The following is a 13,658-nucleotide window of genomic DNA, read 5'->3' on the forward strand; positions in this document are numbered from 1 at the left end:
CTGCCCGGCGTCCTGTTCGGGAGGCGGAACCACGTCAACTGCGATGCGCTGCAGCATTGATCCGCGACTGGACATCGTTGGCACGTCAGGTGGTCAGCCCTCCTGCTGCCGCATGGTCGTTCATGTCGCCAGCCAGCCCCTTACCCAGACCGGCAGCCATGGTGAGCAGTGTCTCGAATGCGCTGAGGCGGCGAAACGTCTCGGCATACGCCACCTGCTTCTCCAGGGGAAGCTGGAGCACCTGGAGACGCCGGATGTCGACCCGGGATGAGCTGGAGGCGTGGGTGCCTGCCTGGCGCCCGTTGGCCGGCGCACGCAGACAACCAGCGAGGAAGTGGGCGTCCAGCTTCTCGGAGTCCACCCGCAGGACGTAGAGCTGCGGACCGACGGCCATCGGAGGTCCTTGGTGGACCCAGGCTCGGAAGGCCCGGATCACTCCGGCGACCACGACATCACCCTCCTCGGCGAGGGCATGCGCCGAGTCGGTGGACAGGACCTGGCCCGGCCTGCCGTCGTGCAGGAGGTCTGCGATGGTGAGGAGCGGCACGGTGGCCCCACGGGTCGGTACCGTCGCTTCCGGGGGCTGTTGGCCGGCGCGCAGCGTCAGCGCGCCCGCCTTGACCAGGTCTCCGAGGGTCGTCATGGCCTGCTGGGTACCGGCCTCGACCTCGAGAAGGGACAGATGCCGCGCCTGATCGGCCAGATCGGTCAGCAGTGACTTGAACTCATCCCACCTCGCCGCGATTTCCTTCGGGGAGGGCTCCGACACGGAGGCGGTATAGCGTCCCGGGGTGACATCCACCTCGTCGTCCAGGAGGTCGAGCAGGGGAACGCGAACGGCTCCCTCCGGTGACCCCTTGCCGGGATGGTCGAGGGTCGCCAGCGCGGTGAGGACGAACGAACCGAGAGCATCCCAGTCGGGGCTCGGCTCGCGCGTTCCCGGTCGTGCGAAGCGTGTGGCGTCCACCAGGAGGGCGTCCTGGCCCGGGGGAGCGGCCGTCGGGCTGTCCGTCGCCGCTCTGAGGATCCACAACTGCAGGGACACGCTGTGCGGCTGCGCGCTGCCCGGGGGCAGGGACACGACCGCCCGAAGCGCCCCGGTGCGCAGCAGGGAGCCACGGATGCGGCGGCCCGCCTTGCGTGACGCGACCGCCGGGGGAAGGACGACCACGGCGGCACCGCCGGGCTTGAGGTGAGCAAGGAGGTGCTGCACCCAGGCCAGCTCGGGTTCGGTCCGCGGAGGCAGACCATGGGTCCAACGCTGGTCGGTGGCGAGCTCCTCGTATCCCCAATCCCGTTCGTTGAAGGGCGGGTTGCACACCGCGATGTCGGCTCGTATGTCGCCGAAGGGATCCTCCCGCAGTGCGTCGGCCATGGCGATCCGCGTACGGATGTCACGGTCCTCCGCGATGAAGTCGAGCCGGGCGGACGCCAGCGCGGCCAGCGCCTTGTCCCGCTCGCACGCGAACAGTTCGAGCCCCGTACCGTCGTACTCCTGCGCGGCTGCGGCGGCCAGGTGCCCCGTGCCACAGGCCGGATCGAGGAATGTCAGTCCGCCGTCCTTGGAACCGAGACGGACTGCGAGGGCGATCCGGACCATCAGTGCGGCGAGTGGCGGTGGCGTGGTGCTGAGCTGCCGGACATGGGTTTCCAGCCACCGTTGGAGCAGGAACTCGAAGGTCTCGCGCGGTCCCTCCTCCCGTCCCAGCCTCGCCGCCTGGGCCACCAGGTCACGAGCCTGTGCGGACAGTTCTGGATGGGCGATCCGGGCTTTGGGGGAACGCATCCGGCGGGCGGCCTCGGCCACGGCCAGACCCGACTCGTTCCGGCTGCCGAGTACCTCGAAACGTGGCCAGAGAAGCTCCTTGCGGCCGATGTCGTTGAGCTTGCCGTTCTCCCGAAGCCACTGTTCGACCTCCGCGAGCGAGAACTGCGGGCTGACGTCGGTTCCCCCGATCCGGGTGGGGAAGGAGTCGTGGCGGCGCCGCCAGTTGCTCACCGCGGCTCGCCCGACGCCGGCGATCCGGGCGATCTCGGCCAGGCTGACGGGTACGACGTCCGGATTGCTCATCGATCAGTCTCCGAGGTACTTGGCGGCTGGGCTGGTCGGCGTCCCAGCGGCCGTAGTGCTGAGAGGCTACTACGCTTATTGACTTTGTTCACAGAGCCCGCGTTCCACCATGATGTGCAGAAAGTGTGGAGGTCAAGGAATATGTCGAGTCCGATGCCGGGGATCGTGCTCTGTGACCGTTATCGACTGGAGTCGGTCCTGGGTCGGGGCGTGATGGGGCAGGTGTGGCGGGGGCGTGACCTGCCCCTCGACCGGCCCGTCGCGGTGAAGACCGTCGCCACGGAACTGCTGGCCGTGGCGGGCGGCCGCGATGCGGCCCTGGCGCGGTTCCACCGTGAGACGAGGGCGGCCGCGCGTCTGAACCACGCCAACGTTGCCACCGTTTTCGATGCGTCGCTCACGGATGACACCTATTGCCTGGTGATGGAGCTGATCGAAGGCACCACCCTCGAGTACCTCTTCGATCAGTACGACAACGGGCGGTTCGACGTCCCCTCCGCGGCTGCCGTCGGTGCACAGATCTGCGCGGGACTGTCCGCGGTCCATGCGGCCGGTTTCGTCCACCGTGATCTGAAGACGCAGAACATCATGATCCGGCGCGACGGGATCGTGAAGATTCTGGACTTCGGGCTCGTTAAGCTGCTCAGTGACGTGGATCCGCGACTCACGGCGACCGGCGAGGGTATCGGCAACCTTCTCTGTGCCTCTCCCGAGCTCCTGGCCGACCGGGACCGGCTCGACGGCCGCAGCGACCTGTACGCCGTGGGCTGCCTGCTACACCACATGCTCACGGGTGCGCCCCCCTTCCCGACCCACCAGCCGGCACTCCTCGCCTCACACCATCTCGCCACACCCCCGCCCGTGGTCGCCGACGCGGGGGTGGACGTGCCCGGCGACCTCCAGGACCTGATCACGGCCCTGCTGGCCAAGCGGCCGGAAGACCGCCCCTCCTCTGCTGCAGAGGTGTACGCGGCCCTCGCACCCCACCTGCCGGACCCGCGCCCTGAGCTGGCTGTCAGGCGTACTGTGCCCGAGGACCCCCGACGCCCCTTCCTCGTCCCCCACGGTCCGCTTCCCCTGTGATCTCTCCCGCGCGACCTGGTTGGAGACGGGAGGTGGTTGCAACGCCCATCTTTCTGGTCGCATGGAGCACAGGCATGCCGTGTCAGTGACAAAATGGTCTCGTCGGCTGGGGGCCGTGCGTTCCCGGCCGTCAAGAGGTGGCGGGCGCGGCAGGCGCTGGAACTGGGGACGGGGCGCGATGCGGCGAAGCCTTGGACGGTACGAGCTCACGCACGAACTGGGCCGGGGCGGCATGGGGGTCGTCTGGGCGGCCCACGACCGCGACCACCATCGAGAGGTGGCCGTCAAGGTGCTCGCACCCCGCGGCCGCGGGACCGAACTCACCACCCTGGAACGCCGTTTCCTGCGCGAGGCCCGCCTGACCGGCCGCCTGCGCCACCCCGGTGTCCCCACCGTTCACGACCACGGCACCCACGAGGGCGAGTTGTACCTGGTCATGGACCTCGTCCCGGGCCGCGCACTGGACGCCGTCCTCAAGAACGACGGCCCGCTCACCATCGAGCAGGCGGCGGACGTCGCCCGCCGCACGGCCGAGGTGCTGTCCTACGCCCATGCTCAGGGCGTGGTGCACCGCGACCTCAAACCGTCCAATCTGATGATCACCCCGGACGGTGGGATCAAGGTCCTCGACTTCGGGGTCGCCGCCGCGCTCGAGCCCCATCCAGGAGAAACCCGCTTCACCGCCTCCAACGCCACCCCTGGCACCGTCGTCTACATGGCGCCCGAACAGGCCGTCGGCCGGACCGTGCCCGCCAGCGACCTCTACTCGCTGGGCTGCGTCCTGTACGAGCTGCTCACCGGAGCACCGCCCTTCACCGACGGCAGCCCTTTCATGCTCTACCACCGGCACGCCAACGAACCCGTCCCGCCGCTCGCCGACCGCCGCCCCGACGTACCGGACGGCCTGCGGACGCTGGTCGAGCGGCTGCTGGAGAAGAAGCCCGAGGACCGGCCCGCCTCCGCCGCGGAGGTGGCCGCCCTGCTCGCCGCATGGGCGCCTGGGCCGGCTCCCGTCGCCGAGGACATGCCCGCTCATCCCCGTCTGGCCGAGATCGAGGCCCTGCGCCGGGCGGGCCGTCCAGCCCGCGCCCTGGAGGAGTACCAGGAGCTGATGGCCGTCGGTGGCCTCGACCGCGCGAGCGCCCTCACCGCCAGGGCCGGAGCCGCCCTGTGCATCGGCGCGCTCGGGCGCACCCGGGATGCCCTGGACGAACTGAGGTCGGTCCTCGCCGAACAGCGCAGTCTGCTCGGGCCGGGGCACCCGGCCGTGCTGGACACCCGCTACGAGATCGCCGTCCTGCTGATCCGCGCCGGGGAGCGACGTGCTGCCGAGGAGCTGTTGCGTCGCCTCATCGACGAAGAAGACCGCATCCTGTCCGACAGGGACACCGGGCACGGGCGCAGCCGGGCACTGCTTGAGCGGCTGCGCCGGATGGGCTGAGGCGGAGCCTTCGGTCGATGTTTTGTGATCTGTGTTCACACTTAATGGCTCGTGTTAGCCTGCGGTCGCGTCGTTCCGGAGGGGAGACAGGAAACTGTCTACGGACGGCGGCGGAGAACAGCGAGGGGAACAGCACCCATGACGCCAGCAGCTCAGCGCGACACCGAGCGGACCGGATCGGAGACACTCCCCGAGGAAGGCAACCTGGTCGAGGTGCGCGGTCAGTCCTGGGTGGTCGCCCGCGTCGAGCCGTCCCCGCCTGCCCCCGACGGCCACCGGAACCGCCGCCCGGCCACCCTGGTCCACCTCCAGTCCGTGGCCGACGGTCGCTTCGGCGACACCCTGTCCGTGATCTGGGAGGTCGAGCCCGGCCGTCGCGTGCTGCCCGCCGGCTCCCTCCCCGACGCCTCCACCGGCACCTACGACTCCCCGAACCGCCTCGCCGCGTTCCTCGACGCCGTGCGCTGGTCCGCCGTAGCCTCCGCAGACGCCAAGACCCTCCAGGCCCCCTTCCGCTCCGGCGTCGCCGTCGAGCCGTACCAGCTGGAGCCGGTCTCCCGCGCCGTCGGCGCGCCCCGCGTCAACCTGCTCCTCGCCGACGACGTCGGCCTCGGCAAGACCATCGAGGCCGGCCTCGTGGTGCAGGAACTGCTGCTGCGCGGCCGGGCCCGCCGCACCATGGTCGTCTGTCCGGCCGGCCTCACCCTCAAGTGGCGCGACGAGATGGCCGAGAAGTTCGGCCTGGAGTTCACCATCGTCGACTCCGAGCACTGCGCCCGCCTGCGCCGCACTCACGGCACGGCGGCGAATCCCTTCCGCGTCCACCCGCTCACGATCGTCTCCCTGCCCTGGCTGCGCGGACAGAAGGCCCAGCGCCTCCTCGACGAGGTCATCGGCGCCCCCGAGGAGAGCCCCGACGGCGAGCACAAGCGCTTCTTCGACCTGCTCGTCCTCGACGAGGCCCACCACGTGGCGCCGGCCGCGCCCAAGCAGGTGTACGCCGTCGACTCCCAGCAGACGAAGCTGATCCGGCGCCTCGTCCCGCACTTCGAGCACCGCCTCTTCCTCTCCGCCACCCCGCACAACGGCTACCCCGAGTCCTACACGGCGCTCCTGGAACTGATCGACGACCAGCGTTTCGCACGCGGAGTCGACCCCGACAAGGAAGCGCTCAAGGACACCGTCGTACGACGCCTGAAGTCGACGGTGACCAACGCGGACGGCACGCCCCGCTTCCGCACCCGCAAGACCCTCGAACTCCCCGTCGAGTACACCCCCCAGGAACGCGAGATCCACGGTCTGCTCGGTGAGTTCGCCGAGCTGCGCCGCAAGAAGCTGACACCCAAGGCTCGGGGCGGACGCCGCGCCGCCGACCTGGTGACCCTGCTGTTGAAGAAGCGCCTGTTCTCCTCCCCGGCGGCCTTCCTGCACACCGTCCGGGTCTACCTGTCCCACCTGGAGGACACCGGCCCCGCACGGGGCCGCTCCGCGGCCGCCGAGGTCCCCGAGTGGCTGGAGGAGTTCGCCGACCTGGTCGCCGACCTCGACGACACCGGGCTGGTCGACGCCGAGGACGACGCGCTGACCCGCTCCACCTCGCTCACCCCGGCGGAGGACGGCCGGGAACTGGACCTCCTCCAGCAGATGGAGCGCTGGGCCCTCACGCACGAGGCGGCACCCGACTCCAAGGCGGAGACGCTGATCCGCGAACTCAAGGCCATCTGCCGCCCCGACGGCAAGAGGTGGACCAACGAACGCGTCGTGGTGTTCACCGAGTACCGCGACACACAGGAGTGGCTGTACGACCTCCTCCAGCAGGAAGAACTCACCGACGGCGGCCGTGTCGAGCGCCTGCACGGCGGCCTGTCGGCGGAAGAACGCGAGCGCATCCGCCTCGGCTTCCAGACCGACCCGTCCCGCGAAGAGGGCAAGGTCCGCATCCTCCTGGCCACCGACGCCGCCGGCGAGGGCATCGACCTCCAGAACCACTGCCACCGCCTGATCAACTACGACATCCCCTTCAACCCCAACAAGCTTGAACAGCGCATCGGCCGCATCGACCGCTGGGGCCAGAAGCACGACCCCGAGATCACCCACTTCATCGGTGCCGGCTGGCAGCAGGCCCAGGCCGGCTCCTACGAGGCCGACCTGGAGTTCCTCTCCCGCGTGGCCAAGAAGGTCGCGCGCATGGAGCACGACCTCGGCTCCGTCAACGCCGTCCTCGCCGACGCCGTACAGCGCCGCATGACGGGCGACACCGCACCGGTCGACATCGAGAACGCCAGGCCCAAGCCGATCAAGGGCCGCCGCACCGGTGGCGAGGTGGCGCCGGAACAGAACGTCACCGCGCAGACGAAGCGGCTCGCCGACCAGTACGACGAGACGGTGACCACGCTGGGTCTGACGCCGGCGAACGTCAAGCGGGTCGTCGACACGGCCCTGGCCCTGGACAACCAGCCGCCGCTCCTGCCCTCCACCTTCCGGGCCGAGGACTTCGAACCGGGCGACCTGTTCGAGGTCCAGCCCCTGTCGGGCAGCTGGGAGCGGGCGACCCGCGGCCTCGCGCACAAGCTCCGCGAGGGCGAGCAGCGCCCGCTCACCTTCTCCCCGTCGGTGGCCGCGCAGGCCAAGGACGACGTGGTCCTCGCCCACCTCAAGCACCCGCTGGTGGCCCTCTCGACGCGTCTGCTGACGGCAGCCGTGTGGAACGCGGACTCGATCGGCCTCAGCCGCGTCACGGCGGTCGTCTCGGACGACCCGGCGGTGACGACGACCCTGGTCTCCGCGTACGCGCGCTATGTCCTCGTCGGCACCGACGGCACCCGTCTGCACGAGGAAGTCCTGTACGCGGGCGGCTGGTTCGGCGACACGGGCCGCTTCCGCCGCTGGGAGTCCGTGGGTGAGCAGGGCAGGGTCTTGTCCCAGGCGCTCACCGAGGGCGTCGAGGCGGCCCCGCACCTCCGCAAGGAGCTGACGGAGGCCTGGCCGAGGCTCCGCGACCCCCTCTACCGCTCCCTGGAGGCCCGGGCCGGTGAACTCGGCCGCCAGCTGGAGAGCAGGCTCGCCGACCGCCGGGCGGAGGAGGAGCGCCGCATCACGGCCACCCTCGACCGCTTCGAGGCCACCCTGCGCGCCAAGCTCAAGGAAGAGGGAGAGGGGGAGGGCGAGCAGCTGGCCCTGCTGTCGACCCACGAGCTGACCGGCCACGAGCGCCGCCAGTTCGAGGACGACCGCCGACGCTGGCAGGAGCGCCTCGACGGCCTCCCCGCCGAGCGCGAACGCGAACTCGCCGCCATCGCCGCCCGCTACCGCGAGCCCCGCTCCCATCTCTTCCCCGCCGCCGTCGTCTTCGTGATCCCCGCAAAGGAAGCCCGCCGATGAGCCCCCGCCGCACCATGAGCCGTGGAGCAGCCGCCGCCAAGGCCCAGGCCACCGACGGCCGCCGGCAGCACCAGGAGTGGCTGGACCTGACCGAGGTCTCGGGCCCGTTCCTGACCATGCCGGTCCTGCTGCGCGCCTGGCCCCAGCTGGACACCCTGGAGAAGGACGAGCGGGCAAGGCTGCGCGCCCGGCACGCCGACTGGCAGACGGACACGACGGCGGGCCGCGACGAGTGGGTGGCGTACGTCCTGGGCCGCCTGCTGGAGTGGGGCGACGCGCTGGTGTTCCGCCAGGGCGAGTCGGAGCACGACGGCCTGGACCGCCTGACCCTGCGGGTGGCGGAGCACAACACCGAGGTCCGCCCCGACTTCGCCCTGGTCGAACCGGGCACGGACCTGGCGGCCGAGCCGGACGCGGAGTCCGCGGCGAAGCGGGTACGGCTGCTGGGCATGACGGTCCCGGCCGGTACGGCGCCCACGGCCCGCGTCGGCGGTGGCGGCGACTGGTCCGCGGCCCCCGCCGACCGCCTGGCCCGCCTCCTGCGCCACCACGGCGTACCGCTGGGCCTGGTGACCGACGGCCGCTGGTGGTGCCTGGTCTGGGCGCCACTGGGCGGTGTCACGACCACGGCCGTGTTCGACGCGATCGGCTGGAACGAGGCCGCGGAGCGCAACGTCGTGCGCGCGTTCGTCTCACTGCTGCGCCGCCGCCGGTTCTTCGAGTACGACGACGCCGAGACGCTGGTGGGCCTGCTGAAGGCCAGCCTGGCGGCGGGCGAGGACGTCACCGAGGCGCTGGGCGTCCAGGTCCGGCAGGCGGTCGAGCTCCTCGTGGACGCCATCGGGCGGGCGGACGTCCGGGCGGTCGAGCACGGAGCGCCGGGTCTGCACGCGTCCGGCGTGAGCGCGGGGGAGGTCTACCGGGGCGCGGTGGCCGTGATGATGCGCATCGTCTTCCTGCTGTTCGCGGAGGAACGGGGCCTGCTGCCGGCGGACAACGAGGTGTACGCGCGCTCCTACTCGGCCCGCTTCCTCAGGGACGAGCTGAAGGCGCGGGCGGACGAGGAGGGCGAGACGTCGCTGGAGCACACGACGTCGGCCTGGCACCGCCTGATCGCCCTGTTCCACGCGGTGCACGGGGGAGTGGACCACCCGGGTTCGGGCTTCCACCTCCCGGCGTACGACGGTTCGATCTTCGACCCGGACAAGTACCCGTGGCTGGAGCGCACCACCCCGCTCCTCCCCATCGACGACCGCACGGTCCTGCACATGCTCCAGGCGGTGCAGGAGGTCCGGGTCGGCAAGGGCAAGGACCGCGAGGTCCGCACGCTCAGCTTCCGGGCGCTGGACGTCGAGCAGATCGGCTACGTGTACGAGGGCCTGCTGTCGTACGACGGGCGCAGGGCGACCGAGCACATGGTGGGCCTGATCGGCCCGGAGGGCCTGGAACACGAGGTCCCGCTGCGCGAGCTGGAGTCCCTGGCGGCGAAGGCGGGAGGCTCGCTGAAGACGTTGGCGAAGTCCATCCACGAGAAGTGGAAGGATCCCAAGCCTCCCGCGACGGCCGGCCAGCTGGAGAAGAGGCTCGCCCCGCTGGGCGCGGAGGACGCGGCCGAGGCGCGCCGCCGGCTGAACGCGGTGACGAAGGACCCGGCGCTCACGGAGCGGCTGCTGCCGTTCGTCGGCATCATCCGGGAGGACCTGCGGGGCCTGCCGACGGTCATCCCGAACGGCGCGCTGTACGTGACGGAGTCCTCCCTGAGGAAGAACACGGGCACGCACTACACGCCCCGCTTCCTGGCGGAAGAGGTCGTGCTGCACGCGCTGGAGCCGCTGGTGTACGAGCCGGGTCCGCTCCAGACGGCGAACACGGAGGAGTGGCGGCTGAAGTCCTCCGAGCAGATCCTCGACCTGAAGGTCGCGGACATCGCGATGGGCTCGGCGGCGTTCCTGGTGGCGGCCTGCCGCTACCTGGCGGACCGCCTGATCGAGGCGTGGGAGTCCGAGGGCCGCGCGGACGCGATGACGTACCGCGCGGGGCGTGCCGTGGACGCGGTGACCGCGGCGGACGCGGAGCAGGACCCGGTGGTCGTCGAGGCGCGGCGCCAGATCATCGAGCACTGCCTGTACGGCGTCGACATCAACCCCATGGCCGTGGAGATGGCCAAGCTGTCACTGTGGCTGGTGTCGATGGACCCGGGGCGACCGTTCACGTTCCTGGACGACCGGTTGGTGTGCGGGGACTCGCTGCTGGGCGTGCACAGCATGGAGCAGATCCAGTCCGTGCACATGAAGCCGGGCCGGCAGACCGACATCCTGGCCGAGCAGGCACGGGAATTGGTGGACCAGCTGACGCGTGAGCGGTTGGCAATTACTGCGATCAAGGGTGTTGATCTGCCGGCGCTGCAGAAGAAGCGGGAGCGGTTGGAGGCCGTCAACCGGCATTCGCGGCGGCTGCGGCTGGTGGGGGACTTGATCGCGGGGGCGGCGCTGGCTACGTGTGCTTCGGGGCGGGTGCCTTGGTATGAGGAGGAGGGCGGGGAGAGGGTCAGGGACCTGTTTCCGCGGGCTGCGTGGATCGTGCGGCAGATCGTGGAGGAGGGGGTTGAGGACGACTCCGAAGTGGTGAAGGAAGCGCGGGCTACTGCAGAAGAGTGGCTGGCGATTGAGCTGCCGGAGGGGGCGCTGGAACGGCGGCCGGTGCATTGGCCGTTGGTTTTTCCAGAGGTATTCTCTCTGCGAGGCGGGTTCGATGCAATTGTTGGTAACCCCCCCTTTTTGGGGGCGAAAAAGGTGTCCCTCGCAATGGGCTCCTCATATAGAGAGCACTTGGTAGATTATGTCTCGGCAGGCCAGCGTGGAAATGCCGACTTGGTGGCGTATTTCGAGCTTCGGGTTCACGCGCTTTTGAATTCGAAGGGTCAGTCCGGACTGATCGCGACTAACACACTTGCGCAGGGGGATACAAGGGAGGTAAGCCTCGATCAATTGGAGCGCAGTGGCGTGGAAATCCGTCGCGCCGTGAAAAGCGAGCCGTGGCCGTCAAGGTCAGCTCAGCTTGAATATTGTGCCGTGTGGACCAGTGGCCTGCCGACGGCAAAGTCGGCAGTGAGGGTGCTTAGCGGAGTTCCCGTGCCAAATGGAATTTCCACATCCCTGAATCCCGCGTCCAGGGTCACTTCCTGGGCAGAGTCGCTGTTCAGAAATCGCAAGATTGCGTTCATGGGATCGAATGTTCTGGGTTTGGGGTTCACTCTCTCTGAGGCGGAGGCGCGGTCCTGGATTGATGAGGATTCACGGTATGCGGAAGTCCTTTTCCCTTACTTGATCGGGCAAGACGTCAACGGTCGCCCGGACCACAGTACTGATCGCTGGGTTATCAACTTCCATGACTGGGACCTAGTAAAGGCGCAAGCGTATCCCAAGGCCTTTGATCGAGTGGTTCGGGAAGTTAAGCCTGAACGGGAACGGAAGAATATTAAGGCTTATCGTGAATACTGGTGGCGTTACGCTTCAAAGGGGTCTAGCATGGTTGAGGCCCTGGCGCCGCTGAATTCTTGCATTGTGATCACTCTGGTTAGCAAAGCTGTCATGCCTGTGATGGTGCCGACAGGTCCTGTCTTTGCGCACAAGCTGGGCGTCTTCGCTTCTGAAGACCCGGCTCTTCTAGCGGTACTTTCAAGCTCAGTGCATTATTGGTGGGCCCTTGATCGTAGTTCGACGATGAAGGCGGATCTCAACTATAGCCCCACTGACGTTTTCGAAACTTTGGTTCGTCCGCCATTGACTGATTCACTTCGAGCTACTGGTGCTCGACTTCATGCCTATCGTCGCCAACTGATGCTCACTCGCGGTATAGGGCTTACCGCTACGTATAATCTCCTTCACGACTCTGAGTGCTGCGACGAAGATATTGTCGAGCTGCGCCGAATCCATCAGGATATCGATAAGGCCACTATCGAAGCCTACGGTTGGCATGACTTGTTGGACGGCTCCGGGCAGAACCCGGCCACGGATCCGACTTATAAGACCGTGCCGCTCGACAACGGCTTCCATGAGACCGACCAGGGCCCTCGCTACACAATCGGCCTCCTGGCCCGAACAGAAATCATTGATCGTCTGCGGCAACTGAATCATCAGGCATATGCTGACGAGGTCCACCTCGGGCTGCACAAGGGAGTGACCGAAAAGAATGTGAGGGAGAAGCACCCCGATCTCCCCCCTCCCTCTCCCGAAGTCATCCGGAAGCGCAAGGAGCAGCTGGCTGCGCGAGGTGGGTCGGATTTCGGGGAGGGCGCTGAGGGCGCCCTGTTCTGAGCCGATGGCATGACGACGGGCTGGTTCGCGTCACCGCAGATGACGCGAACCAGCCCGTCGTTCCGTTTAGGAATATTGAGCGACGCTATCCCGCAGTGAGTGCGACGAACGCCGCCCATTCGCCCCGGCTGACCCGCAGCACCGGCCCGTCGCCCATGGTCTTAGAGTCCCGTATGTATACGGCGTCGAGGCCGGTAGCCACCTCCACGCAGTCGCCGCCGTCCGATCCGCTGTAGCTGCTCTTGAACCAGTGCAGCCCGTCCACGTTGTCGGTCACCCGCTCCACGCTCACGTTTCTCCCACCATCCGCTCGATGAGTCGTGCAGACTCCTCGACGTTCAGGGCCTGCGATCGCAGCTTGCCATATCGCAATGAGAATGCGCTGACCTCGGCGGGATCCGTGACGACGCACCCGACCCCCTGAGACTCGAAGTACCCGAGGAGCCGGTGTTCGTGTGACTCCACCACCACGAACGGACCGTTCTTGCCTGGGTGGAAACCCCGCCCGGCGGGCATGACCTGTACCTCCACGTTCCGCAACGTGCTGACCTCCATCAGACGTTGCCACTGCTCGCCCATGACCTCCGGGCCGCCCACCGGATCGCGCAACGCCTCCTCACTCACGATGAACGACAGCTCCGCCAGCGGCACCCTGGTCAGCAGCTTCTGCCGACTCAACCGCGCTTCCGTGTGCTGGTCGATGATCTCCTCGCTCAGCGGCGGGCAGTGCCCCGCGAACACCGCACGGGCGTACCCCTCCGTCTGCAACAGTCCCGGCACCAGCAGCGGATCGTACGAGAAGCGGCTGACGACCTCCGCCTCGATGAGCGCGAAGTTGCGGAAGAAGCGCGGCAGTTTCGCCCGGTCCACCTCGTCCTGGAGCACCAGCAGGGCCCCACCCGCATCCAGCACCCGGTCCGCCGCAGCCGTGAACGCCGCCTTCGCCGGCCGCCGCCCCTGCTCGACCGAGGCGACCTGCTCCAGCGAGTAACCGATGGCGTCCCCGAGCTGCTGCTGATTCAGCCCGGCCCGCTTCCGCAGATGCTGGAGGAGCACGCCGTACGCCACCCACACGCCAGGCCGGTCCGGTGCCTCCTCCTCGTTCTTCGACGACACCCGCCCGCTCCGCCCGTCCCGTACCGTCTTCACGCGCCCACGCCCTTCCGTCCCGAAGCGCACCCCGCTGCACCATCCACCCACTGGGCCGTGTTCAACGCGGCCCGTCGCGAGGGGGACACGAGCAGAACCCGTACAACCCCCGTACAGGACCCGTACAACGAAGCAGAGGACCGGCCTCCACCCCGTACGACGTCACCGACGTACGGCCGTCGTACCTGGTCGGCGGACCGCTCGCCGCCCCAACGTG

At 68.6% G+C, this 13,658-nt stretch carries 7 protein-coding genes; 4 read left to right on the forward strand and 3 right to left on the reverse strand.

What is annotated here, in order from left to right:
- Positions 1–85: 85 nt before the first annotated feature.
- Positions 86–2,071: an N-6 DNA methylase gene (locus AB0K92_RS17295; protein WP_365923672.1), complete on the reverse strand. Its 1,986-nt coding sequence runs from the start codon at positions 2,069–2,071 to the stop codon at positions 86–88.
- 153 nt (positions 2,072–2,224) lie between these two features.
- Here AB0K92_RS17295 and AB0K92_RS17300 point away from each other — a divergent pair, with 153 nt between their 5' ends.
- The 4 genes from AB0K92_RS17300 to AB0K92_RS17315 all read left to right on the forward strand — a co-directional run bounded on the left by AB0K92_RS17300 (position 2,225) and on the right by AB0K92_RS17315 (position 12,292).
- Complete coding sequence (locus AB0K92_RS17300) at positions 2,225–3,154, forward strand: serine/threonine-protein kinase (protein WP_365764091.1); 930 nt, start codon at positions 2,225–2,227, stop codon at positions 3,152–3,154.
- Between the two features lie 178 nt (positions 3,155–3,332).
- Positions 3,333–4,595: a serine/threonine-protein kinase gene (locus AB0K92_RS17305; RefSeq protein ID WP_365923674.1), complete on the forward strand. Its 1,263-nt coding sequence runs from the start codon at positions 3,333–3,335 to the stop codon at positions 4,593–4,595.
- Positions 4,596–4,733: 138 nt separating this feature from the next.
- Complete coding sequence (gene drmD, locus AB0K92_RS17310; protein WP_365923676.1) at positions 4,734–7,976, forward strand: DISARM system SNF2-like helicase DrmD; 3,243 nt, start codon at positions 4,734–4,736, stop codon at positions 7,974–7,976.
- Positions 7,973–12,292 (forward strand): DNA methyltransferase, encoded by a 4,320-nt coding sequence (locus AB0K92_RS17315; protein ID WP_365923678.1) that lies wholly within the window; start codon positions 7,973–7,975, stop codon positions 12,290–12,292. The genes drmD and AB0K92_RS17315 overlap by 4 nt, the downstream gene beginning before the upstream one ends.
- A gap of 85 nt (positions 12,293–12,377) precedes the next feature.
- Here the strand turns inward: AB0K92_RS17315 and AB0K92_RS17320 are convergent, their stop codons facing one another.
- Both AB0K92_RS17320 and AB0K92_RS17325 read right to left on the reverse strand, forming a co-directional pair.
- On the reverse strand, positions 12,378–12,584 hold the full coding sequence (locus AB0K92_RS17320; RefSeq protein ID WP_365923680.1) for a DUF397 domain-containing protein: 207 nt from the start codon (positions 12,582–12,584) through the stop codon (positions 12,378–12,380).
- A complete protein-coding gene (locus AB0K92_RS17325) occupies positions 12,581–13,408 on the reverse strand; it encodes a helix-turn-helix transcriptional regulator (RefSeq protein ID WP_365923682.1) in 828 nt (275 codons plus the stop codon). Before AB0K92_RS17325 ends, AB0K92_RS17320 begins: the two co-directional genes overlap by 4 nt.
- Between the last annotated feature and the right edge of the window lie 250 nt (positions 13,409–13,658).

Origin of the sequence: Streptomyces sp. NPDC052687, assembly GCF_040678395.1 — a bacterium.
Lineage (GTDB): Bacteria > Actinomycetota > Actinomycetes > Streptomycetales > Streptomycetaceae > Streptomyces.

Excerpts from the sequence above, each read along its gene's own strand:
- AB0K92_RS17295 (WP_365923672.1), bottom strand. The coding sequence starts at position 2,071 with ATGAGCAATCCGGACGTCGTACCCGTCAGCCTGGCCGAGATCGCCCGG.
- AB0K92_RS17300 (WP_365764091.1), top strand. The coding sequence starts at position 2,225 with ATGCCGGGGATCGTGCTCTGTGACCGTTATCGACTGGAGTCGGTCCTG.
- AB0K92_RS17305 (WP_365923674.1), top strand. The coding sequence starts at position 3,333 with ATGCGGCGAAGCCTTGGACGGTACGAGCTCACGCACGAACTGGGCCGG.
- drmD (WP_365923676.1), top strand. The coding sequence starts at position 4,734 with ATGACGCCAGCAGCTCAGCGCGACACCGAGCGGACCGGATCGGAGACA.
- AB0K92_RS17315 (WP_365923678.1), top strand. The coding sequence starts at position 7,973 with ATGAGCCCCCGCCGCACCATGAGCCGTGGAGCAGCCGCCGCCAAGGCC.